General features: G+C 38.3%; 24 protein-coding genes. 2 read left to right on the forward strand and 22 right to left on the reverse strand.

Features of this window, described 5'->3' with window-relative positions; genetic code table 11:
- Positions 1-70: 70 nt before the first annotated feature.
- The 18 genes from QSJ81_RS21375 to QSJ81_RS21460 all read right to left on the reverse strand — a co-directional run bounded on the left by QSJ81_RS21375 (position 71) and on the right by QSJ81_RS21460 (position 21,283).
- Complete coding sequence (locus QSJ81_RS21375; protein ID WP_285719380.1) at positions 71-1,804, reverse strand: ABC transporter ATP-binding protein/permease; 1,734 nt, start codon at positions 1,802-1,804, stop codon at positions 71-73.
- A gap of 167 nt (positions 1,805-1,971) precedes the next feature.
- Positions 1,972-2,688: a zinc dependent phospholipase C family protein gene (locus QSJ81_RS21380; protein WP_285719381.1), complete on the reverse strand. Its 717-nt coding sequence runs from the start codon at positions 2,686-2,688 to the stop codon at positions 1,972-1,974.
- On the reverse strand, positions 2,682-3,869 hold the full coding sequence (locus QSJ81_RS21385) for an MGDG synthase family glycosyltransferase (protein WP_285719382.1): 1,188 nt from the start codon (positions 3,867-3,869) through the stop codon (positions 2,682-2,684). Before QSJ81_RS21385 ends, QSJ81_RS21380 begins: the two co-directional genes overlap by 7 nt.
- Positions 3,870-4,021: 152 nt before the next feature.
- Entirely contained in the window at positions 4,022-4,756 is a 735-nt protein-coding gene (locus QSJ81_RS21390) for a nucleotidyltransferase family protein (RefSeq protein ID WP_285719383.1), read from the reverse strand.
- Positions 4,753-5,952: a glycosyltransferase gene (locus tag QSJ81_RS21395; protein ID WP_285719384.1), complete on the reverse strand. Its 1,200-nt coding sequence runs from the start codon at positions 5,950-5,952 to the stop codon at positions 4,753-4,755. The genes QSJ81_RS21390 and QSJ81_RS21395 overlap by 4 nt, the downstream gene beginning before the upstream one ends.
- Entirely contained in the window at positions 5,846-6,964 is a 1,119-nt protein-coding gene (locus tag QSJ81_RS21400) for a carbohydrate kinase family protein (RefSeq protein ID WP_285719385.1), read from the reverse strand. The genes QSJ81_RS21395 and QSJ81_RS21400 overlap by 107 nt, the downstream gene beginning before the upstream one ends.
- A gap of 184 nt (positions 6,965-7,148) precedes the next feature.
- Complete coding sequence (locus QSJ81_RS21405) at positions 7,149-8,360, reverse strand: ABC transporter permease (RefSeq protein ID WP_285719386.1); 1,212 nt, start codon at positions 8,358-8,360, stop codon at positions 7,149-7,151.
- Between the two features lie 4 nt (positions 8,361-8,364).
- Positions 8,365-9,048 carry an ABC transporter ATP-binding protein gene (locus QSJ81_RS21410; protein ID WP_285719387.1) on the reverse strand — a complete coding sequence of 228 codons (684 nt, stop codon included), beginning with the start codon at positions 9,046-9,048 and terminating at the stop codon, positions 8,365-8,367.
- A 14-nt stretch (positions 9,049-9,062) separates the two neighbouring features.
- On the reverse strand, positions 9,063-10,157 hold the full coding sequence (locus QSJ81_RS21415) for an efflux RND transporter periplasmic adaptor subunit (RefSeq protein ID WP_285719388.1): 1,095 nt from the start codon (positions 10,155-10,157) through the stop codon (positions 9,063-9,065).
- A 22-nt stretch (positions 10,158-10,179) separates the two neighbouring features.
- Complete coding sequence (locus QSJ81_RS21420) at positions 10,180-11,460, reverse strand: TolC family protein (RefSeq protein WP_285719389.1); 1,281 nt, start codon at positions 11,458-11,460, stop codon at positions 10,180-10,182.
- A gap of 186 nt (positions 11,461-11,646) precedes the next feature.
- Complete coding sequence (locus QSJ81_RS21425; RefSeq protein WP_285719390.1) at positions 11,647-12,915, reverse strand: sensor histidine kinase; 1,269 nt, start codon at positions 12,913-12,915, stop codon at positions 11,647-11,649.
- A gap of 2 nt (positions 12,916-12,917) precedes the next feature.
- Positions 12,918-13,643, reverse strand: coding sequence for a response regulator transcription factor (locus QSJ81_RS21430; RefSeq protein WP_502929677.1), 726 nt, complete (start codon positions 13,641-13,643; stop codon positions 12,918-12,920).
- Positions 13,644-13,731: 88 nt separating this feature from the next.
- Positions 13,732-14,982: an SGNH/GDSL hydrolase family protein gene (locus tag QSJ81_RS21435; RefSeq protein WP_285719391.1), complete on the reverse strand. Its 1,251-nt coding sequence runs from the start codon at positions 14,980-14,982 to the stop codon at positions 13,732-13,734.
- An 85-nt stretch (positions 14,983-15,067) separates the two neighbouring features.
- Positions 15,068-15,385 (reverse strand): pyrimidine/purine nucleoside phosphorylase, encoded by a 318-nt coding sequence (gene ppnP / locus QSJ81_RS21440; RefSeq protein WP_285719392.1) that lies wholly within the window; start codon positions 15,383-15,385, stop codon positions 15,068-15,070.
- 90 nt (positions 15,386-15,475) lie between these two features.
- Entirely contained in the window at positions 15,476-16,192 is a 717-nt protein-coding gene (locus QSJ81_RS21445) for an aspartate/glutamate racemase family protein (RefSeq protein ID WP_285719393.1), read from the reverse strand.
- A 36-nt stretch (positions 16,193-16,228) separates the two neighbouring features.
- The gene (locus QSJ81_RS21450; protein WP_285719394.1) at positions 16,229-16,921 is read right to left on the reverse strand and encodes a GNAT family N-acetyltransferase; all 693 of its coding nucleotides are present in this window, start codon (positions 16,919-16,921) and stop codon (positions 16,229-16,231) included.
- Positions 16,918-18,786, reverse strand: coding sequence for an ATP-binding protein (locus QSJ81_RS21455; RefSeq protein ID WP_285719395.1), 1,869 nt, complete (start codon positions 18,784-18,786; stop codon positions 16,918-16,920). The genes QSJ81_RS21450 and QSJ81_RS21455 overlap by 4 nt, the downstream gene beginning before the upstream one ends.
- A 304-nt stretch (positions 18,787-19,090) precedes the next feature.
- Positions 19,091-21,283: a DNA topoisomerase III gene (locus QSJ81_RS21460; RefSeq protein ID WP_285719396.1), complete on the reverse strand. Its 2,193-nt coding sequence runs from the start codon at positions 21,281-21,283 to the stop codon at positions 19,091-19,093.
- 160 nt (positions 21,284-21,443) lie between these two features.
- Here QSJ81_RS21460 and QSJ81_RS21465 point away from each other — a divergent pair, with 160 nt between their 5' ends.
- On the forward strand, positions 21,444-21,950 hold the full coding sequence (locus QSJ81_RS21465) for a hypothetical protein (RefSeq protein ID WP_285719397.1): 507 nt from the start codon (positions 21,444-21,446) through the stop codon (positions 21,948-21,950).
- 117 nt (positions 21,951-22,067) lie between these two features.
- Positions 22,068-22,298, forward strand: coding sequence for a (2Fe-2S)-binding protein (locus QSJ81_RS21470; protein WP_285719398.1), 231 nt, complete (start codon positions 22,068-22,070; stop codon positions 22,296-22,298).
- Between the two features lie 210 nt (positions 22,299-22,508).
- On the opposite strand, the gene QSJ81_RS21475 is transcribed toward QSJ81_RS21470, so the two are convergent.
- The 4 genes from QSJ81_RS21475 to QSJ81_RS21490 form a co-directional block, all read right to left on the reverse strand.
- Positions 22,509-23,420 (reverse strand): TIGR01777 family oxidoreductase, encoded by a 912-nt coding sequence (locus QSJ81_RS21475; RefSeq protein WP_285719399.1) that lies wholly within the window; start codon positions 23,418-23,420, stop codon positions 22,509-22,511.
- Positions 23,421-23,477: 57 nt separating this feature from the next.
- Complete coding sequence (locus tag QSJ81_RS21480; protein WP_285719400.1) at positions 23,478-23,762, reverse strand: CC/Se motif family (seleno)protein; 285 nt, start codon at positions 23,760-23,762, stop codon at positions 23,478-23,480.
- A gap of 484 nt (positions 23,763-24,246) precedes the next feature.
- Positions 24,247-24,399 carry a hypothetical protein gene (locus QSJ81_RS21485; protein WP_285719401.1) on the reverse strand — a complete coding sequence of 51 codons (153 nt, stop codon included), beginning with the start codon at positions 24,397-24,399 and terminating at the stop codon, positions 24,247-24,249.
- 133 nt (positions 24,400-24,532) lie between these two features.
- Positions 24,533-25,156 (reverse strand): TetR/AcrR family transcriptional regulator, encoded by a 624-nt coding sequence (locus tag QSJ81_RS21490; protein ID WP_285719402.1) that lies wholly within the window; start codon positions 25,154-25,156, stop codon positions 24,533-24,535.
- Between the last annotated feature and the right edge of the window lie 131 nt (positions 25,157-25,287).

Here is a 25,287-nt window from a genome sequence, read left to right on the forward strand (position 1 = left end):
GTAACACAAGTATATTGTGTTACCTCTTTTGACAAATTATTCAAAGTAAAAATAGGTAATTGGTCTATTTTTACCTATTAATTTTTTTTACTGCCCAATTGCCTGCCCCATTTAGTTCTATTTTCATCTGATGGTATTTCATAAGTGTACTACGGTGTCCTACGCTGACAATAGCTGTATTTGTCATTTTATCGACAATCATTTGATAAATTGCTTGTTCTGTTTCTTCATCTAATGCAGAAGTGGCTTCATCAAGAAATAGCCAACTGGGCCTTTGTAATAACACTCGTGCAAAAGCAACCCGCTGTTGTTCCCCCAAAGATAGGGTCTGCCCCCAATCAGTTACTTTATTCAGTTTATCAACTAAATGAGGCAATTTGCACATCACCAAAATCTCTTGTATCTTTTTGTCATTATCCCCTTTAACAATCTCGGGATAAAATAAAGTTTCTCGCAAAGAACTAAAAGACAGGTAAGACTTTTGAGGAACAAACATCACTTTCTGTCCCTCGGGGACGATTATTGTTCCTGAAGCATAAGGCCAAATGCCGGCAAAGGTGCGCAACAGTGTACTTTTACCACAACCAGATGCCCCCATAATAAGTAATTTTTCAGAAGGTTTGATGGACAAAGAAAAGTCCTTTATTAAGTTTGACCCATCAGGTAAAAGAACCTGCAAATTTTTTGCCGAATAGGTAGAAAAACTTTTCCGGGAAATATCTAATTTAGATACTTTTGGTGGTTGGCTTCGCACCATTTCCATACTAAGTAAAAAGTTATTTAACCGATTCACTACTGCCCGCCACTGAGCAAGACGAGTAAAACTATCAACAACAAAAGAGAATCCTGTCTGAACATGGTTATAGGCGTCGACAATCTGAAACATTTGTCCTAAGTGAATTTGACTACTAAAATAACGAGGCGCTGCAGCGATCGATGCAAAGATTGCAGATATTTGCGTATAAGCAGATGTCAACCATGTTATGTGTTTACGTACTACCATAATATTTTGGTAAGTCGCAACTACTTTACTAAAACCTTGCCCAAAACTCCATGTTTCTTGTTTTTCTCCTCCATACAGGGCAATACTCTCTGCATTTTCCCTGAGTCGCATTAAACTAAAACGAAAATCGGCTTCATACCGTTGTAAATCAAAATCCAGTTTAACTAAGGGGCGTCCAGTCTTTACCGTCCAATAGGTACCAAAACCTGCATATAAGATTGCTACCCACACTAAATAGCCATAAATAGAAACTAGGTACCCACCAACAGAAAAGGTAACAACACCTGAAAGGTTCCATAAAATCATAATGAATGATAAAACCGTAACAAGATCCTGTAGTAAATCCAAGGAAAGTCTAAGTGTCAGCCATACAAATAATTCAATATCCTCACTAATCCTTTGATCAGGGTTATCCGTATCATGATCGGGAGATAGCTGTAATAAATAATAGGTTTTATTATATAACCAATCGGACAAATACCTCTCAGTCATCCAACGACGCCATCGGATGTGAAGCAGCATACGGGAATAGATTTGGTAGCCTCTTACCACAACCAAGCAGCCGGCTAATATACTATACTTCCCAATGGCCTCCATAAAGCCTCCATAGTCGTGACTTTGGATCACTTCATAAAAATTAACTTGCCAGGTATTAATCAACACTAAAATATATACAATTCCCAGATTCAAAGAAATTACCGTAAGTAATAATCTCCAAGCGGACCACTTTTCCTCCGAGAACCAATAAGCCCTAGCAATTTTCCAACTCGTTAATAGTAGGGCTGCTTTCCCTTTCCTCATTTTACTCTATCACCTCTCTACGTTATATTCAATTACTACAAATTGCATAACAAAAAACAAAAAAACAAGACACAGCCTGTCAATTTAGGCTTAATCTTGTTACTTTTACAATTAAATATATAGATAAATTAAAGAATTATCTTCTTATTAGAAATTCTTCATAAGCTTTATTTAAACTCCTCCAAAGAGGACACACCCATAATCTTTTTTACCCTAGCAAAAAAATAACAAAATTGATTGGCGGTACTCTGATTGGCTAGGGGTAATAATATCTCAGTCGCCTTCTGATATTGATCATTTCTAGCATCTGCATTTACATAATTATATAATTCTAGGGCAGTCTCGGCATTCTTTAATAACACTCCCACAGGATTTACCATAGGTATATTAGCATATTGCGTAAATGATAGTTCACGCAAGTGCCTCTCCACCCATATTTCATATTTTTTATGCCCATCAAATAACTGGCACTTTGCATGATGAGGTACACACATATCTTGCACTAAGTGAGCCGCAGCACCTAAATAAAAAATTGCTTCCTTCATACTGCCCTGTCTTACAAATTTTATAGCCGTATTAAAAAATTCTAAATAATCACCAGCTGCATTTGAAAAATGCCAAAATCCACGACGAGTTTTTGGATGCAAAAAATGGTGGATGTTCTTCCAATTTAAATCCGCCCAGATGACACCATCTTGAAGCTGCTTATAATAGTTTCTTAATAATACAGTCTCTTGCATAAAGCCATTGTATTGCAAAATGTTCAATGCCTGCTCATTGCAATATTGATGAGTAGTGCAACAAGATGAGTCAATGCTTTGTAATAGTGGATTTTCAAGCAAAGCAACTGCTTTCAAGCTAGTTCCAACAACCCCTTTTAGCATGATTGCCCACCTACTCCTTGCCAATATCCTGAATCAAAGAATGCTTCTTTCTTATTCACATCAGCAAGCGAACTAATTTTTTCAACGATATGACAAGTAGCAAATTCTGGGCTAATTGCAGCACACTTTACTTGCATCTCCTGCAGCCATTTTTGATTTCCAAACAAAAGTGCCGCGGTTTTTCCTGCAATTTCCCATTCATCTTGAATCCAAATAGCAGAGCCTTGTTCGTTAAGATAATAGGCATTTTCTTCTTCTTGCCCTGGTAAAGGATTCAATAAAATCATAGGTAAATTTACAGCTAACGCTTCACTACAAGTAATGCCTCCAGGTTTAGTAATTAATAAATCTGCCTGTTTCATCATTGTTGCAATGTGGGGAGAAAAAGGTAATACGGTAACTTTGTTGTGTAATGTTCTTGCTAAAATCCTAGCTCGCTCTTCGAATTCTTGATTTTTCCCAGCTACAACTGTCACTTCTATAGGACTTGGTAATTTCTCTAATTCTTGAAGCGTTGACTCCATTCGGCCAAATCCTAATCCCCCACCCATTACCAAAACATGGGGAACCTGCTTTCTAGCTTTCTTACCAACTGGTGTAAAGCTTTTCCCTACGGGAATACCTGCGCAGGTGATCTGACTAGCAGAAATAGCATGTTCTTGTAATTCGCTAGCCATAACTTCATTGGCAACAAAATAATGATCCACTCCATCTCCAAGCCACCAGGAATGTACCGCAAAATCAGTAATCACACCCACAAGGGTGAAATCTCTTTTTTTCTTACACCGCAACTCAGATGCAGCTCCGAGAGGAAAAGGATGCGTACAGATTACAATATGAGGACGATAACTAGCAATAAGATTAGCCATCGTTTTTTGATTCGCTGCATTAATAAAATCAATCACTTTGCGTGTGTGCTGTTTTTCCGTTATTTTGTAAATTTCCTTATACACATGAGGCGCAACCTTCAATATTCCATAATAAGATGATTTCATTAGATTCATCAATTCTATTTGCAGCCGGTTTAATTTTGAATAACGAAATTGTCCAACTTGTAAAAAATCAACTATTTCTAAATTACAACTAGTACTTTCCCTCAGCTTATCACATATAGCGGAGGCTGCCTGCATATGCCCATTTCCAATTGATGCTGAGACAATGAGAATCCTCTTTGATTTCATAGCCGCACCTCTTATTATTTAATATCTGTACCTTGACAATACCACATCGGTTGTAAAAATAAATTAGGATTACATTAACATTTTGTTAATTATACGTCCTGTTCCATAAAAAAACTGCCCAATATCGGCAGTTTTTAGTGTTATCCTTCCTTCTATTTCATCACAAGTATCTCAAGTGCTCTTTCTTTGGGCATTTTCACTAATTTTTCATAATCAGCAAGACGCCCTACATCCCACCAAGGGAAATCTTGAACGAAACCATAAATAGGAACGCCTTGTTCTAATAAAAAAGGAAAGACTTCCCCTGGTAAATCCACTTCATTGTCTTCAGGGTCAAACTTCTCGATATAAGGGAAAATACCTTCATCTAAAACATAAGAACCCATACTAACTGGTTCATTGAGATTTGTTTTTTCAAGAAACTTTATAATTCTTTGCTTTTTGTCCACCTCTGCTAATCCCACTTCTAAACGATATTGAGTGGAAAATACCACAGAAGACCCTCCATTATGTTTCTGGTGAAAGGCAAATACATCTTGATATTTTAGATGGCAAAGGGTATCACCTGGCACAACCAAAAAGCTTTCTTTATCAATTTCTAACAAGCTTCGAGCCCGCCATATTTCTCCAGCCTTGCCAGCAGGCAAAGCTCCATAACTATACTTGATTTTCACGCCCCATTTTTCTCCCCGGCCAAAATAATTTTCGATCTGTTCAGCTAAGTAACTTACAGCGACAACAAATTCTTCTACCCCACAGGAGATTAGATGAAGTAATACCCATTCCATTAACGGTTTTCCCTGTAAAGGAATCATAGGTTTCGGTATATAATCTGTGATCGGTCGTAGCCTAGTTCCTTTTCCAGCAGCCAAAATTAAGGCTTTCACAATTGCACCTCTCTTTTAGTAACTAAATTCTCAATCATGGATGCTGCTGCCCCTGCACCTCCATATACCCTACATAAATCTCTAAGATTCTCAGCCTTCTCCTGATAAGTAATGCTGGATAAGATTTTTTCTATAGCTTGCGCTAAGATAATCGGTGTTAAAATAGCCTTTTCTAAAACAATTCCTGCTCCATGCTTAGATAAAACAGCACCATTATCTTCTTGCTCTCCCATGGAGGGAATAACGACGGCTGGTTTACCACAGGCGAGACAATTCATAAGGGTAGAAGACCCGCCATGAAAAACCGTCACATCACTTGCTCGTATCATTTCAGTTCCTGGTACAAAATTAAAAATAGAAACGTGATCTGGTGGATTATACGATGAAAACTCCTCTGCTGAAAGCTCTAAACCAGCAGAAATTACCCCTCTTACGTTTGGCATCAACTGAAAAGTTTCTAGTACTAACTTTAAAAACTCCTCACCAATGAGTTTCGAGCCGCCACCAATGGTTACATATACCATTTTAGAATGACTTCCACCAATATGTTTCCTCTTCAGCTCCTCCTGCCCTGGTAACAATTCAGGATCTTCTAATAATAGGGGACCTGTATAGCGAACTTTCTCTTTTATAATGGATGCCCACTCCAACCCTTTTGCTAACTTTGCTTCTACCCCTAATTCTGGTATGCCCTCAAGTAAAATAAGATCAGCTGCCTCTAGTACTTCACGAAAAATTACCTTTATACTAGAATTATCTTTTACACCTTTTGAAAACATAGCAAGGGTTTTTTCTCCATGGGGTTGCAAGCAGGTAAATACAGAAGGAATACCAAGTATTTGCGCTGCCTGTACTCCTGTAAGGGTTCCACAGAGCATAATATCTGGGCGTTCCGTATTACCAACTTCAACCTCTTTTGTTTTTATCTTATCGATTACTTCCTTAATTTTTTTCATTTTTTCTTCTTGATTGTTTTTGTCCTCTCTTAATGCATCCGAAAAAGCTTCTATCTGAGGCATATCTTTAAACTCAATGACCTCTAAACCATAGCCACGAATCACCGGAATTAACTTACCACCTGCCAAAAACTTAATGTCGTGACCCCGGTGTTGAAGTTCCTTGGCGATTGCTACCACTCTCATGGTTTGTCCCATTATCGTACCAGTGCCCATCTGGGTGGAACACAAAACTTTCATCTTCAGTACCCTCCTTACTCTCGTGAATCATAACTTGACTTTTGGAAAGAAAATCATCTAGTAAATTATGAAGATAGTCTCGATAGTGCTGATGAATAATGCCTCTCACCTCAGGCTGAGAGGGAAATCCATTCAAACCTTGAAACGAAGCCTTTAAAGAACCAAAGGTATTTCCCAGTATGACCCCTAATAAGGGATTTTTAATTTTTGCATAGGAATACAAAAAACCTGCAGATGCCGAGTCACCACATCCAGTCGTATCGACTACTGGACCAAAATCCTTAACCACAGGTACATTTGCCCATAAGATACGCTCATCCCTTTTCCAAGCAACAAGAGAAGATTGATCCCCAAAGGTGATCCAACAGGCAGTTAGTCCCTCTTTCACTACGCTAGTGGCATACTCCACATATTCTTTGTAATGACCCATTTCATGACCAGCAACCCATTGGGCTTCTTTCGCATTCATCTTCAGAATATCGATACACCCTAACCATTCCCTTGGGTTCTCCCAATATTTATTAAATCGTTTCCCTTCTTTAGTGACACCTGTTACTAAACCATGAACATCAAGAAAAATGGTACCATGGGAAACACGCCGCCATTCTTTAGCACAAGCTAAGGGTATATCTGTTTCATTTAAAGGCATGAGCAAAATACACTGACAATCAGCAAGTAGCTTTACTTCCTTTAGAGCAATCGGGGACATTGATCGAATCTGCTGACTTACCCGCTCCTGTGAATTCAGATAAGTTAATTGGATTTCGGTGCCTTCTTCTCTTCCGACGTGCATATGTGACAATATGATATTAGGATCATTTAATAAGGCATAAATACTCGGTGCATCAGCCAAAGAGATATGAGATAAACAGACAACCTCATCCTTTGTACCTTCGAAAAGTTTAGCTAAGGCCAATACACTATAAGCCACAGCACCATATTTCTCAACCTTATCCCCTGTTGGTAAGGTTACATGGTCTTTTGAAATCGGTCCAACTACACCAACCTTCATCGCTTTACCTCCTTCCTAGGCATATCGTTCCTCTAACTTAACAATCTACATTCAATATGTAGTGTGACCCATATTAGTATCTACTATGAACATAAAAAAAGAGTTAGCACTAATGAAAGGTAGTAAAAGTATCCAGCAGTAATGAAAAAAGGCAGCTTCCATCAAGGAAGTTGCCTTTTTTTTGTTATTCATATCGTAATGCTTCAATTGGATCTAACAATGCAGCTTTGCGAGCCGGATATATCCCAAAAAACAAGCCGATCATAACCGAGAATCCAAATGCTGCAATTATTGAAAGTGACGAAATAATGGTTTTCCAACCAGCAACTGTTGATACAGCATAAGAGGAAACTATACCTAGTCCAATCCCTAGTACACCACCAGCCACACTAATTACCACTGCTTCTATCAGAAATTGTAATAAAATATTGTGATATCTGGCTCCTAAGGCTTTGCGGATACCAATTTCCCTAGTTCGCTCAGTAACCGATACCAGCATAATATTCATGATACCAATACCACCGACCAAAAGAGATAATCCGGCAACAACGCCTAACAATAATGTGATCATACTTGTTGTTGCATCCGCGGTAGCCATTACGGCAACCATATTACGCACCGTAAAATCATCGGGTGTAGTAGGTGCTAATTTATGACGTGCCCTTAGGAGAGCCTGAACATCTTCTTGGGCCTGATTAATGACATCTGTACCCGATGCTTGTATATTAATGCTTTGGACATATGTTATCCCCATCAAACGTTCCTGAGCTGTCTTTAAAGGAATGATAATGGTATCATCTTGATTTCCCCCAACAGACTCGCCTTTGGCTTCTAATACACCAATTACTTGAAATGGTGCATTATTAATCCGAATGGTTTGTCCAATAGGAGTTCCACCGTTAAACAAGTTCTCTGCCACTGTTTTTCCCAGCACGGCTACCCGTGCCCTAGTTTCAACATCCTGATTGGTAAAAAAGGTACCTTCCTCCATAGTATAACTACGTACTCCAAGGATATCAGGTGTTGTTCCCTGAACGCTTGTCGTCCAGTTTTGGTTACCGAATACAACTTGATAAGAGCGACTTACTGCAGGCGCAACTAGATTGACACCTCCAATTTCCTGAGCAATGGCTACGGCATCCTTCTCATTTAGGGTAATACCTGACCCAGCGGCTTGGCGAGAACCACCAGAAGAAGCAGCTCCAGGGGTGACGACAAGTAGATTACTACCTAATCCAGCAATGGAACTTTCTACTTTATCTCGGACGCCCATACCGATAGACACCATAGCAATTACTGCGCCAACGCCAATAATAATTCCTAACATGGTAAGCATTGCCCTTAATTTATTCGCTTTAAGCCCTGCGAAGGCAATTAGAATACTTTCGCTGAACATAGACTCACCTCACTTTCCATTCGTCTCGCTCAATAAGTCCGTCCCGGACATGTACAACTCGTCCGGCATAATCAGCGATTTCAGGTTCATGAGTAACCAAAATAATGGTCCGGCCATGGGAATTGAGTTCGGAGAAAATCGCCATAACTTCGTCACCTGATTTCGTATCAAGATTGCCCGTCGGTTCATCGGCCATGATAATAGTTGGATCATTTACTAGTGCCCGCGCAATGGCAACCCGTTGCCGCTGCCCACCAGAAAGTTCATTTGGTTGATGATTCATCCGCTCTTCTAGTCCAACCATTGTTAAGACTTCTCTTGCTCGTGCTAGACGAGCCTTTTTTTCTACCCCAGCATACACCATAGGTAGTGCCACATTTTCTAATGTAGACATTCTTGGTAACAAATTAAAGCTTTGAAAGACAAAACCTATTTTTTTATTCCTTGTAATGGCCAGTTGGTCATCATTTAAGGTAGCTACCTCTTGACCATCTAGCATATAAGAGCCGCTGTTTGGCCGATCAAGGCAGCCTAGTATATTCATCAACGTGGATTTACCGGAACCAGAAGGTCCCATAATAGCGGTAAATTCGCCTGGACTGATACTCAGTGTTAGTCCCGCAAGGGCATGCACGGTTTCGCCACCTAGCTTGTACACTTTCGTGACTTCAGATAGTAAGATTGACAACCTAACCCTCTCCTTTACATCCCTCGTGGGCCACCAGGAATTATACCACCGCCGCCCTTGGTATTATTTGTTGATTGTGTTTTAGCCGAACTGGCTAACACTTGGTCACCTTCTGCTAATCCGCTCAATATTTCGACTTTGGAGTCACTAGTGATTCCAGTTGTAACTGGTGTATTTTGTGTTTTGCCATTTTTTACAACAACCACGTACTGTTCACCGTTATTTGATTTAACAGCAGCCAAAGGTACGACCAAAGTATTATTACTATCTGCCACATGAATCGAAACTCTAGCCGTCATGGTAGGTTTTAATAAATTCTCTGCAGCGTCTACATCAACTAGCACTTTATAATAAACGACATTGGATACGACCGTGGCTTTTTGAGAAACGTTTGCTACAACACCACTAAAAGTCTTCGTTGGATATGCATCCACTGTAAACGTCACTTTCTGTCCTACTTGCATTTTCCCAATGTCCGACTCATCAACTTGTGTTTCAATCTGCATTTTGGACATGTCAGCGATTGTCAGCAAGACCATTGGTGTGGATACACCTGGCGCTACTGCTTGGCCAGCTGGCGTTGGTTTACCAATAACCCGCCCATTGATAGGAGAACGAATCACCGTGTCATTTAATTGAGAGATTGCATCATCATAGGATGCCTGCGCTACACTGTAGTCACTGCGACTTGTATCAAGCTGCTGCGCTGTTACTGCCCCAACTGCTTCTAAGCGCTGAGTACGTTCATAGATACTGGCAGTATTGGCTAACCTAGCCTTTGCTTGGTTTACAAGTGCCTGTAGATGGGTATCGTCTAATACTAACAATACTTGTCCCACTGTAACTTGGTCATTTTCCTTCACCTTTACTTCTTCAATCAAACCAGAAATTTTTGAACTTACGTCAACTAGATTAACAGGTGAAATCGTTCCTGTGGCGGAAACCGCGGAAACAATATTGCCACGCTCAACCTGTACCGTCGCCCCCACTGGAGTGGGCACCGTTCTCCCTTTGTATAAATACATCGCAACTCCAGCCACTATCAATAGAATCACCAGAGTAATAATCCATATTTTATAACGTACTATTTTTCCCCATACTAAGGACATACCTTTACCTCCTGCTGCTCTATTATTCCACGCCGATACCTACAGCTTTTTCTAGCTTGGCTTTATTCACATTGTAGTCATATAGTGCCTGAATTGAATTGGTATCAGCTTGCGTTAGAGACATCTGAGCATCAATAACATCCAAGTTTGTTCCTACACCAGCATAATATTTTGCTTGAGAAGCTTTTAGATCTTCTGTTGCTTTACCTACTGCCACTTTGGAAGTTTCAATACGAGCTTCTGCTTCCTTCATGCTGGAATAAGCTTGACGAACTTCTAACTCTACTCCTGTGCGAGTTTGAAGGTCCCCTTCATTTACCTTATCCATAGCTGCTTTGGCCTGTTTAATTTTAGAATTGGTAACTCCGGCATCAAATACATTCCAGTTGGCTGAAACCCCAACAGACCAATTACTCTTGTCGCCTGGGAAATTAGAGCCATTCCAGCCTTGCGTCCCACTAACAGCTACTGTTGGCATTTTTCCACTATCGGCAACTTTCATGCCTGCTTTGGCTGCATCTATCGTCTCCTGAGATTGAATAATTTCAGGTCTCTTTTGTAATGCCATTTGAATACTATCATCTAGAGTCATTCCATATTGAACATAAGCGAGATCATCTTTCATCGTGTTTTGGCTATCAAGTGGCATACCGATTATATTGTTAAAACTTGCAACAGATACATCATAGGCATTCTGTGCTTTGGTTAAGTTCTGCTGAGCGTTCGCCAGTTCTACTTCAGAACGCAGCACATCGGACTTTGCAACGGTTCCGACTTCAAATTGTGCTCTCACATTTTTTAAATGCTCTGTCAGGCTGTTCACTGTTTCTTGATTTACTTTTATCAAATTATTATTTTGCAACACACTAAAATAAGCAGTTGTTGTATCTAACTTTACCTGTTCCTTTACCTTCTCTACACCAACACTGGCTATGTTGGCATTGGATTTCGCTTGATCAACTAAGCCTTCCACTCTTCCTCCCGTATATAAAGGCCAGTTTACCTTGAGAGACGTATTAAAACTATCGTTGGATGCTGCTCCCTCTGCACCAGAACGGTTGCCGCTACTGCCTAAAGATACGGTTGGCAAATTCCCTGCTTCTGTTTCTTTTATGCCCCAGAAGGCTTTATCCTTATCAGCAAGGGCCATCTTAATGGAAGGGTTATTTTGTAATGCCAACGCAATACTTTCATCTAATGATAGTTCTGACGTAGCAGCGAAGGATATTGCTGTATTTAACACCAGCAATCCAGTTGCTAGTAACGAAACAACAGGTTTTACTCGAATTTTCTTTTGTAACATGTAATGTATCCTCCTTAATTTTTTGCCTATACAATAGTCCTAACTATTGATTTCATTCTACGTTCTTATTTTTTGATTTTCTTTAGATTCTAATTGGTAAGTACTGTATGATATCAGCATTTATCTCAAAGTAATTGCCATGTATATAAAAAAAGAAAGGCACCTTTTGAAGGCGTCTTTCCATTCTTATGACTTTTCTATTGGTAATGAAACATAAACTTCTGTACCCATTCCAATTTCGCTTTTTATCCAAATTTTTCCACAATGTTTTTCCACAATCCATTGGGCGATAGCTAGCCCTAACCCAACCCCTCCTTTTTCTCGGGTACGAACTTTATCAGCACGAAAAAAGCGATTAAAAACATAAGGTAAATCTTTTGACTCAATTCCAATCCCTGTATCTATCACTTTGATCACAACCTGACTCGATTGCTTGCGGCAACTAATACTGATACAACCAAACTCGGAAGTATATTTGATCGCATTATCCATTAGAATAACAAAAAGTTGCTGCAGACGTTCTTTATCAGCTACTAAAGATATCAATTCACTACAATCAACCTTTAACTTCATTTTTTGCATTTGTACTAATGGCTCAAATTGCTCCACAACATTTTGTATTACTTCATTTAAAATAACAGGCACGGCTTGAATCTCTATTTCATCAGCATCGGCCCTAGCTAAGGTAAGCAGGGTTGAAACCAGTTTACTCATGCGTATCGTTTCTCGAATAACATTTCTGATACGAATCGTTTCTAGTTCAATTGTGTGCTCTGGGTAACGCAATAATAGCTCCGCATTGCTTTTAATTACGGTGAGAGGAGTACGTAATTCATGAGATGCGTCTGCCACAAATTGATATTGCTTTTCCCAGGCAGCCTGAATTGGCACCAAGGCCCGACGAGCTAAAAAGTATCCTGCTAATATAATTGCAGTCATACCAATGATCTGCCCCGTTACGATGACTAATAAAAAACGGTGTAACATAGTTACCTCAAAGTCAACAATACTAACACCTAGCAATTCTTTAATTCGATATTCCTTCCTGTCTTTTATCAAGACATTATCCTGATTAGAATAGGGAAAGGTTCGCAGTCGATAAGCGTGATCTTGTATTTTCCTTGTTTGCCATTGACTTCCCCCATCAGCTAGAGAAGTAAGAATCTCCGAGGAAATTCCTTCAATCGGAAAGGGGTATGGATTTATAACATTCCCTTCTACATCCTGTAAAAAAATTAGAATCCGAGAGTCAAATAATGGAGTTTGCGCTCCCCCTAACCTTGGGCGTCCATTTACAAGACGAAAAGCCTCCACTTTTTCTTCCATTGACTCATCAATATCATCAAATAACTGCCGTGCTATATATCCATAGAGCATTCCACCAAAAACAATGAATATTAATAAAAATACTATGGAATTTAAAACAGTCAATTTTCGCAGAGTTTTTTGGAACATATTTATTTCTCCCTCATCATAAAACCCGCTCCCCGAATTGTCTGAATTAGATTTTCTCCTCCATGAGATGCCATTTTTTTGCGAAGATAATGAATATATAAATCAACAATTCCAATTGTAGTTTCCGACTCAAAGCCCCATATGCGATCAAAGATTTGTTCCCTTGTTAAAATATGTCCTTGGTTTAATATAAGATATTCTAATAGTTCATACTCCTTACTGGTTAATTGCAAAGCCTGCTTTCCTATAAAACCGTCTTTTAGCTTCGGATTTATTGAAACATCGCCATAACCTAGCTCCCCTTCCTTGCTCCCCATGCCTGTCCTTCTTAATAGAGCATGAATTCTCGCTAATAATTCTGGAATGGCAAAGGGTTTTATCAAATAATCATCGGCACCGCTATTTAAACCCACTACTCTATCTTGCACACTATCTTTGGCTGTAAATAACAAAATAGGTACAGCATTACCTTGTGACCGTAAATTTTTCACAATTTCTAATCCATTAATCTCCGGCAACATAATATCAAGTAGTAGCAGATCATAGACACCTTGCAATGCTAAATATAATCCTTCTTCACCGCTGCCTGTTTCATCAATCAGATACTTTTCTTCTTTGAGAACGTCAACAACTACCTCTCTGAGCATCTGATCATCTTCCACAACTAAAATTCTCACCATGACCTCCCCAATACCACATTCATTACCATTTACAGATAGTTTATCCAAGTAAAGCATCGCCTATAAAAAAATTTTACAACATAGAAAATACCGCTAGCACGTCTTATTTGACGTACTAGCGGCATCAATGTGTATATTATTTAAAAGAGGGGTGGTTTTTTAGAAATTCTTGAATGGAGCGAGCCATGATTTTTTTACCCGAAATATCTGGATGCAGTCCATCTTGTCCATATTTTACAGGTAGATTTCCCGCTTCATTTGCTAACAATGCATAGGTTTCAATGGCATAAGGTTGATTCCTAACAAAATTATTGACCTTTTCTATTTCTACTTGCCAGTTATCAGCTGTAGGTTGGCCAAATACTCGTTGTATTCTTTCTGGATTAATCGGAGGAAGTGTTAAAAAGATAGGGGTGATTCCGTTCTCTTCACATTTCTGACGAATTGTTTCTAAGTTTGCAATAACTGCCTCCCCTGAGGTACCACCACGAATGCTGTTTGAACCACCTAAAATAAACATATATTGAGGCTGAAAAGGAAGTACGTCCTCTTCAAAACGCTCTACCATCATCTCACTGGTATCGCCACTTCTGCCTAAATTCTTCACTGGGAAAGGCAAATAAGACACATATTCAAAGCGTTCATCTGATGGAGGATTAGAGATAGCTCCACCACCATGGGTAATACTATCACCAAACACGGCCCATTTTGTTCTGCCTGTTTTCACAGTAAAGGAAGTGACATCCGAATATTTTCCGATTGCTCTTCCTTTCTCATCACGGGCGAGGACACGATAATAATATGTTCCGGGTTCCACATAAGAATGAGTATCATAACAATCAAATCCAGATCCGCCATCTATTGTATAAGAACGTATTCTATACTGGGATGCTTCGGTTCCATTTGGGTTTTCTGGGCGATTGTTGAGAATTTCCACTTCATAAGAAGCAGCCCCTAACACAGGAATCCAGGAATACACCGGGTACAGCGGGACAGGATGATTCTTCTTTAATACGGAAGTAATCGTAGGTTTGTCTACATTAAGAGCGCCCTTATTGATAGGAACTGGAGCAGAAAAAGCCGCAATGGGATTTTTATCTAAATCCAAAGGGCGAACCCGATAATATAGCTTATTTAATTTTTCTCCATTAAAAGAAGATAAATTCAACTCCACACCAGGAGTCGAAATGTTGGTTTTAGTAAAAACAGTTTGCTTACTTGATGCCTTTTGATTATTTTTGATCGGCGCATTGGCAACTTCTAATTCGTACATAACGGCATCTTCTGCATTCCGCCAAGTTAATTGTATTTTGCCTTCTTGAGCATACCCAATTCCAGTTATGAGTAAAATTGTTAAAACAATCGTCATAATTTTAAATTTCTTCAACAATCCAATCCTCCTATATACAAAAATAATTGTCACAAGCCAAGCCTGTGACAACTGTCAGCCTATCTTATTCTCTATTGAGAGTTTACTTCTCTTCGTAAGAACAACAGTAATCGACTACGGTAGTTACCTTGAGCTTAAATTTAGAATTAGCATCTACGCTAAAGCTGTCTCCACCCTTATAAGTATGCCATTTTTCGTCGCCAGAAAACTGAACCTCCATATCACCTGCTACAATTTCCATTATTTCAGCAGCAGCCGTACCAAATTCGTATTCACCAGGCAGCATAATTCCCAGGGTCTTTTTACTTCCATCAGCAAAAATGACAGTCCGGCTAGTTACTTTTCCCTCAAAATATACATTTGCCTGCTTTACGATTGAAACATTTTCAAATTGTTCCATATATTTCTCCTTATTTTATATTCAAATACAATTATCGCATTTACTTTAATTTTATCATAACAACGTAAAAATGCCAAAAAATAATATCGCTTATGCAGTACTTAATGTATTGCTAACATTATATTCACCGATTATTGCATTTTTAGCGACTTCCGCTAATATATCCATGGTATCAATCAGGGGAAAGCTAGTATCACTTTGGGAAAGCAAAATAGGTAAATCCGTACAGGCTAATATTACACATTCAGCATCCATTTGTTTTAGGTTCTCAATAATAGCAAGTAATGCCATTTTATCAGATTCCAATTTTTCTCCCTTTACCAGTCGGCATATTATTTCTGATACTACAGCTTGCTGATAAGTCGAAGGTAATATAGATGCTATATTATTTTCATATAATGGTCTTGTATATAAATGGCTCTCGATAGTTGCCGCTGTGGCTAAAATTCCTACTTTTTTTATTTTATGGGCTGCTAGATGCCTGCACGTCTCCTCTACAATGCTAAAAAGCGGAACTTTAGAAACTTCGCGTATTTCATGAATATAAATATGAGCTGTATTACAAGGAATTACACAAAAATCAACCTTATTTTGTATAATTTGAATGCCTTCCAGAACAAGTTCTCGCAGTAAGTGTCCGCCCTGATTACATTGTAAGAAACTATCAGCAACTTGAAAGGGCTCAGGGACACTATACATGAGAATGGGAGGATATCCTTTGGTATGCGTAAATTGCTTAATAAGCTTCATATAAAATAATGCGGTAGCTTCTGGCCCCATACCACCAACAACGCCACAAATTTTCAAAATAGCTCCTCCTCCTATCAAAATTAATTAGTACAATTATGCTTTGATTTCATCATAACCAAAAATAAGGTCAAATCCATTATCATTTTTTACAACATCATAGCCATAAAATCCTAAGCTCATAATAAATTTTTGAGAATCAATATCAAAATTTGTTACTCTCACACTATACTGGGGCTGTATCAGGCCTTTGTCAAAGTCTAAATGTAATATATAGCGAAGTACATTGTTATATTTTAATTTCAACTGTTTAATGAAAAAACCATGATTCGTGAAAACTTTTATAGTAGGATAATTATTAGGGGCAACTGTAAGATAGACGTGCCTATATCCCATTTCTTTAATAACTTGAATATGCCTTTTTGCAACCTGGTCCAAAATCCCTTTCTTTCTATGTTCTGGGTGAACAGCAGCTGGTCCAATTTGAGCAACTTTCAAAAGTTCATCGTCTGGAAGGTCAAATTCCACACCTAGGTTATCTTCACCTAAACCTGGAAATGTAACCATGTTAAAACCTAATAATTGATCCTTATTAAAAAGACCTATTGCACTTTTTTCAATAGCAAGCTGCTTACAAAAAAATTCAGCTGGCTCCACATAATAAATTGTAGGATCTACTAAAGTTTTTGCAATAATATCTTGTAAACAGAGGACTTGTTCTAAGTGAGTAGCATTTAAGAACTTAATCTTATATTCAGAGGTAACGTCAATTTCTTCTAGATTTATCATGACTGCATCCCCTCATTTTTTGAATTATTTTGAACTATTGCAAACTTAACAAAAAACTCCGTTCCACCAGATCCTGTTTCCACACTGATTTTGGCATTATGTCTAGCGGCAATACTATAACAAACGGGTAAGCCTAATCCTGTACCATTATCCTTTGTCGTTTGAAATGGGATACCAATATTCTCTAAAATCTCAGCTTTAATACCTGTACCTTGATCGGCAATTGCCATAATCACTAAGTTGTCTTCGCAATAAGTCCTTATTCTTACCTCCCCTTTTTCTTTCATTGCTTCTAGCCCATTTCGTACCATATTGAGAATAATTTGTCTGATCTCTTTTTCATCAATAAACAACTCAGGAATCTCACTTAATTCTAGTACTATCTTCTTATTACTTACTGTTGCATCTGCTTGAAGGAGAGGTAAAAGAGCTGTTATTATATCATTTAAATTAGCATATTTAGGATTGACAGCCTTATTTTTTGCCAAGGATAAAAACTCGGATATAATCCCATTGGCCCGATCTAATTCTTCCATCATAATGCCGTAAAAAGACGCATGGGGAGAATCATGCTCTTTTTTAGCAAGTATTTGCAAAAAACCCCGGACCGTTGTCATGGGATTGCGAACTTCATGAGCAATCCCTGCTGCCATTTCTCCAATTATATTTAATTGATCCAGCCTGGCAATTTGTTTTTCGATTTCTTTTTGTTTTATGGTATTCCATAAAATCATTTCATTTTGCTGTTGAATTTTTTTAAAATTTTCTTTTAATTTCCTTGCCATTTCATTGAAGGCTTCAGCTAAGATGCCAAACTCATTCTTGTCCTCAATGGCTACTCGATACTCTAAATCACCATTAGCTAGAGCTGCAACTCCCTCTGTTAGTCCACTAATTGGTTTTATCACATATTTTTTTGTTATTAAAAATATAGAACTTAAAATTAACGTTAACATAATAAAGCATGCAATAAAGATTGGCGTCATTATTTGATTCCCTTTTTGTGTTAATTCTTTTTCATCTATAATTGCAATTGCCTTCCATCCAGATATATTAGAAGTATTAACGGACGCTAATTTTTCTTTGCCTTCAATAGTAATGTGTTGGATTTTCCCATCATCTGTTAAATCCATTAATTGAGGAATTCCAATTTCTTGTGGAGTCTTCATTAACCATTCACTATGCTTAGGGCAAACAATAATTTTATTATTTTGGCTTAACATGATTACATAGCCGCTTGTTCCAATTTTGAATTCTTCTATTTCTTTTTCCAGTTCTTGTACATTCCAGCCCGCAACTACAACACCCAGTATTTTATCATCACGTTCAACTGTGCGTGCAACTGCTACAACCAGTTCTTCCGTTGTTTGCATAAAATAAGGATCTGTCAAATAAGCCTTTCCCCTATGATTTAGCGCTTCTTGATACCATATTCGTGATCTTGGTTCATATCCTTCTGTTGAGAAAAAACTGGGATACTCAAAATATCCGCCTTGATCTGTTCCTATCGCAATAGCCATCATGCGAGGGAATATGTTTTGAGAGTTAGTAAAAAATCGATATATCTTAGAATCAATCATTTCTGGCATTGTTATTTGTCGATCTCCAACACTATTGGCTAGTTCTGCTGTTCGATCATCCATGGCTAAAAGTGATATGGCTTCATATGCTGGTTTAATCGACCCATCATTAATCTTATTATGTATTTTGCTTAATATCTCATAGGTGTAATATTCGAAATTCTCCTGTACCTGTTTCGTAATCACTTTCTCAATATACAATCCGCCAAAAACAAAAGGCAGCACACACACTAATAACGTCCATATTATAAATTGATTTCCAATCGATTGTTTTTTTACATTCATAATGATCTCAAAACAAATATAGGAATCATTTGTCGCCTCTTTCATCTAAATATCGTTATATGTAACTTTTTGTAATCTTCTCCATTAAAACTTATTTTCCTTGTTTAGAAGGCCAACAAAAAATCAAGATGTAAGCGACTATTAAAAAGCAGTCTCCATACAAGGAAAGACTTCAGTACTTACTTTGCATTTGAAAAATAAGAAAAAGGAAAGTCAGTACCTTTGCAGGATCCGACCTTCCTTTTCTGTGACTTACTCTAATTCATCTATTTCTGTAGGATTTATAAGAATCTCATAATAAAGTCTACTTCAACTGCAATTTTGACAGAGCTTCCGCCATAGCAGAGTTAAAAGGTCCATCATCTGCCTGTTTCTGTTCCCTCAAAAATTTGGCAACTTCTCCCTTCGAACTCTTAGTACTTTCTTTCTTTTTTCGCTCATTAAAGGCAGAAAGTTTTTCTCGATAACCACAGCTGCAGACAAAGATTTGCCCTTCTCCTTCACCCCGCAGTTCTAACTTTTTATGACAAGTAGAACATCTGGCGTTGGTCAATATAGAAAGGTTTTTGCGATGACCACATTCTCGATCTTGGCAAACCAGCATTTTACCTTTCTTTCCATTGACCTCCAACATAAATTTTCCGCATTCAGGACATTTCGTTCTAGTAAGATTATCATGCCTGAACTTATCTTGACTATTTTTAATGTCAGTCACTACGGCTTGGGCATACTTCTTCATATCATTAATAAAAAGATTTTTGTTAAGGGAGCCTTTAGAGATATAGCCTAACTTTTGCTCCCATTGGGCAGTAAGAGCAGGGGATTTTAACTCCTCAGGAACTAAGGACAGCAATTGTTTCCCCTTAGCTGTAATAAAAATATTTTTACCATTCTTTTCGATTAAGAAACTGTTAAACAATTTCTCAATTACGTCGGCCCTGGTAGCGACTGTGCCAAGTCCTCCTGTTTCGCCAATTGTTTTTTTCAAAGCTTCGCTTTCATTGCTCATATATCTGACCGGGTTCTCCATCGCCGATAATAAGGTTCCTTCATTAAATGGTGCTGGCGGTTTCGTTTCCCCCTTAGTCAGAACGACACTAGAAATAGGTAATACATCACCCTTTTGAATGCTGGGTAATAGTTGTTCTACCATGTCTTCTTTCCCATCTTCCTCTTCTATAGCATGCTCATACACTTCTTTCCAACCTTGCGCCAGGATCGTTTTGCCTGTAGCAACAAAGAATTCACTCCCAATTTGCGCTTTTAAGGTAATTTGCTCATATTCAAAGGGTGGATATAAGGCTGCTAAAAAACGTTTTACTACTAAATCATATATTTTTCTTTCCATATCATTCATGGAACTCAGCATTGGCATCTGTTCGGTAGGAATGATGGCGTGGTGATCTGACACTTTACTATTATCAACGAAAGATGAATTGCCTTTAATCGGTTTTCGTAAAATAGCAGCAGCCATTTTGGAATAAGGGCCAACAGCACAAGCCTTTACTCTATCTTTTAACGTATCGACGATATCGGTAGAAATGTACCTTGAATCGGTTCTAGGATAAGTTAATACTTTATAGTTCTCATAGAGCCTTTGCATGATTGAGGTGGTTTCTTTTGGTGAATAACCGAATAAGCGGTTACCATCTCTTTGCAGCTCTGTTAAGTCATATAAGGAGGGCGAAAATTTCTTTTTATAAGCTTTATCAACTTCGATGACTTCCGCATTTTTGTTTTTGACTGTGGCGAGAAGTTTTTCACAACTCTCTTTATCGAAGGTTCGCGTATTTTTTGTTTTTTTATCTTGCCACATTAGCTTTAAATTGTTAGCCCCATTGGCTGTTATTCCATAAAACTCTCTTGGTTTAAAGGTCTTAATTTCTTCTTCTCTGGCTGCAATGATCGCCAAGGTTGGTGTCTGTACCCTACCACAAGAAAGTTGGGCATTGTATTTACAAGTTAGAGCCCGAGTGGCATTTATACCAACAAGCCAATCCACTTCGGCCCTAGCAACGGCGGAGGCATAAAGGTTTTCATATTCTTTACCTGGTCTTAGTTTACTAAACCCTTCCTTAATTGCTTTATCGGTAACGGAAGAAATCCATAAGCGTTTGATTGGCTTATTTACATTCGCCTTCTCAATGATCCATCTAGCAACAAGCTCCCCTTCTCGCCCCGCATCCGTAGCGATCACAATCTCACTTACATCTTTTCGCGCCAATTGTGCTTTTACTGTATGAAATTGCTTCCCGGTTTGCTTAATGATAACAAGCTTTAACTGGGGAGGCAGCATAGGTAAATCTTCTAATTTCCAAGTTTTATATTTCTCATCATATATTTCAGGATCTGCCAAGGTTACTAAATGACCTAATGCCCAAGTAACAATGTGCCTATCCCCTTCAAAATAACCGTTTTCTTTGCGATTACAATGTAAAACCCTCGCTAAATCTCTACCAACGGAAGGTTTTTCTGCTAACACTACTACTTTACTCATAATACAATCCCTTTCAAGTAAATATTTTTATTAAAAATAATTTAGTTTTTAATAACATTTACAATTATCATTTATTTTGCAGGATTTTATTCCCATTTCATCCAATATACTCTTTACATACTCCATAATAACACTAAACAATCACAAGGAGATGTCGTCTTTGAAAATTGCGACTTTATTTTTCACTTTATTTTCTATCCCTATGCTGGCCTTTGCTGCATCGCAAAAACCAGGAAATTTATCCCTTTCCAAAATAGTTGGTGGACTCTCGGGAAACATTATACTAATCTTAATAGGTGCTACTCTGTTACGTTTTGGGGCTAAAAGATATCTTAAAGCATTTCATGACCGCCAGCATTCGTCTTTAAAAGAAGTGGCCCAAAAAGTTATACGCTATCATCAATATCTTGCCCTTTCTGCTCTAGTCCTAATTTCCATTCATGGTATTGCTATGTATATTTCTAGAAACTTCTGGAATACGCAAATGCTACTAGGCGTCATTTCTATCTCCTTATTTGCGTTAACTTCTTATTTTGGTTTCCTAATAAATAAAAGAAGACAACATCGTCAATTATTCTACACCTTACATATGAGCACTATCGTACTAGCCATTTGCGTAGGAGTAATTCATATACAATACAAACCATTTATCCGCTTATTTCTATAAAAAAAATAATCTTCTTATTATTACTGACTTGCCAAGCTTTCACTGTCAATAGACCCTAATTATACCTTTATCATTGAAAATAAGTCAACAAATGGAAACTTTGTAAAGTGAGGTGATATGATGAGCGACAATGTAAGTCAAGAAATTTTGGATAAATTGACGAAAGTATGCCTGTGCAAAGCTATCAGTAAAGCTTCCATAAAAAAAATCATTGCCAGCGGTGCTAACACTCTTGAAAAAGTACAGCAGGAATGTGGTGCGGGATCAGGTCCTTGTGGTGGCAAGCGGTGTACACCAAAAATAATCGAACTATTAGAGAACCAAGAAAAACGCTACACGCCCTTTTAAAAGATAGAAGTTTTGAAAGCCGCCTTGCGGACACGGAGAACACAAAGGGGTAGAATAACAATATCTCTGTGTTTAACGTACTCTTTTGTGTGCTGCATCGTGGCATTGTGTCTTTAATCTTTTTAAGTAGAACTTATAAATTCTGATACCACAAGCATAATAATAAGATAAGACTCCTACTTGAGAAGGTGGGAGTCTTATCTTATTAATTTATCGGTAAATATCTGCTAAGGCTTCTGAAAGTTGACTATATCGAAAACGATAACCTTGTTGTAATAAACGTTTAGGGTATACCTTTTGCCCTTTTAATAAAACTTCTTCTGCCATTTCACCAAACAGTATTCTTGCTAGAAATGCAGGGATACAAATGCGACTTTTACTCCCTAGAGTTGTCCCTAACACTTCCATAAAGTCTTTCATTGTCACAGCATAGGGCGTGCAGGCATTATAGACTCCCTGCCAAGCCTCATTGTCTAGTGCCTGGATAATTATATCGACAAGGTCTTTACGATGAATCCAGGACATCCATTGCTGACCATCACCAAGATAACCACCCATACCAAAAGAAAAAGGCATAGCCACTCTAGGCAGCATACCACCATCCCCTTCTAGGACATGCCCTAGTCGCAGACGAACAACACGTATTCCTAGACTTTCCCCCTTTACAGCTTCTAATTCCCAAGCTCGGCATACATCCGCTAAAAAACCATAGCCACTTCCACTACGCTCTGTGAATCTCTGCTGCGGATGAGTACCATAATAACCGATAGCAGAAGCATTCACCAATACTTTAGGGAAGGGTAAGCCTCGTTCCTGATTCCGGCGAATACTGTCTACAATACAGGAAGTGGCTGCAACCCGGCTATTTAGAATTCTTTGGCGTATGGTAGCATCCCAGCGACTGCCAGCAATACTTTCACCAGCTAAATTAATAATGCCATCTAAACTAGCAATCACCTTTTCTGAGAACAATGCACCTGCTGCAGGCATTTGAACCAAGCTCGCCTCTTGCTTTTTCCTAGTGTTACGAGAAACGATCTGTATACAATCGCCTCGCTGAAGAAGTTGCTCAGCCACTGCACTGCCAACAAAGCCCGTCCCTCCTACGATTAGTAGATTCACAGAAACGCCCTCCCCTACCAGTCCTCTTTTCTCCTTCTGTCTCTAATGTAAAACCTGTTACATTAGCTTCCATCCTTCTATATATAAGCTTTTTATTCCCAAGAAACTTCCTACGTGAATCATTAGGGGTATTCTAAGATAAAAATTATTAGGTACATATACAGCAATTTTGTTAATCTCTTTTATACAATACTCTGTATCATTTGGCGGTTTACCTAGATACACAGAGGGTCCTAAATCAAAATTGCCACAGCATGCCCCTGCTCTCCCATTATCAATTACGTGTATAGTTCCTTTCTTGCTTAGAATATAATCTCTGGCTTCATTACTCACAGTTAGCACAATATCCCTCCCATTCTACGAAAAACATCCGATATCGCCCGCTAAAATTTTCTTTTTCTTCGACAAGAAAAGACGAAAAACCTTTATCCGATGACTAAACCGCTCTAAGACTCCCATCTTCATCTCGTTAACAGCCTATAATATCCTGCCCTCTGGTCCGGATAACAGTCTGTAAACTCGAAGTAAGTTCGCTCTAAGGATTTTCGAATCCAAGGCTCACTTATCTCGTTAACATCCTGTAATATCCTACCCTCTGGTTAGGATAACAGTCTGTAAAACTCGAAGTAAGTTCGCTCTAAGGATTTTCGAATCCAAGGCTCACTTATATAAGTGGGAGTTGAGAGCGGCTAAGTCCCTGGATAAGTGCGACTAAGATTCAGATGGAGTTAAAACTCCATCTGAATCAAGTCTTCTTTATCTATTTTAAATCCCCGCCCATGCTTCCTTAGCAACGGTACGGGGATTTAGTCATGCAATCACTCCTCTAAAGATTTACAACCGTGGGCCCAATAAACCAAAGAGCAAAACTAATAATTACAATCCATACTATATTCCCAAAATTAAAAAACAATAAGAGTAATACTAACAAAATAATCGTGATTATATAGTGTTCTAAGGCCAAATTTATCCAATCCATACCATCCCTCCTCTACACTATTCTTACTGTACTATATGCTTAGTAATCTTATTATGTTATTCTAGGACAAAATAACGCGTTAGTCGACTCCCAAGAGGCAACTAACGCGTTTAATAAGAACTCTTTCTATTTTTTAAAGATTACTTGGAACCAATACTCCATGCAAATAGGTCTCAACAGCCTGATTAATATAATATTCTGCCTGATTTTCCCTAGGCGGCAAAATTTCTTTAGATAGATTCTGTGTAAAAAAGTAGAAATTCACAATACCCGATAGAGATAACGCTGCATATTCTGGATCTAAATCCGCGCGAAATTGCCCTACCTTAATTGCCTCTCGAATACAGTCACTAAGAAAATTATTTAATTGGGAGAGCTCCTTTTTCACAATGGTATCAAAGGATGCTGTCGGATTAATAAATTCCCCATAGACCAGATGACTTGTATAGGGACATTTAACATGAGACTGGGCTACTAATTGTCCAAAGAGGCGTATTTTTTCCGCAGGATTCAAGTGATCTTTCTTACGAATCACATCAATCGTTTCTGCAATAACTACAAATTGAGTTTGCAAGACGGCGGCATATAGATTTTCCTTGCCACCAAAATAATAAGAAATTAAAGCAATGTTTACACCAGCAGCTTCCGCTAGCTCTTTGACGGATACGGCCGCGTAACCTTTCATAGCAAACAATGGGATGGCCGCATCCAAGATTTTGTCCATTGTGGACTTTTCTGTTACGTTTTCTTTTTTCATTTGCGTACCCCTTATTATATTAGCTGTGACTTGTGATTTACAGCTAAACTAAAATACCTATTTAAATATAGCATATGGCAACTTTGCCTATTTGTCCACAGAAAATAGCTCAATCTATCCCCTTACACTCT

It is taken from the genome of Pelosinus sp. IPA-1 (assembly GCF_030269905.1).
Taxonomy (GTDB): domain Bacteria; phylum Bacillota; class Negativicutes; order DSM-13327; family DSM-13327; genus Pelosinus.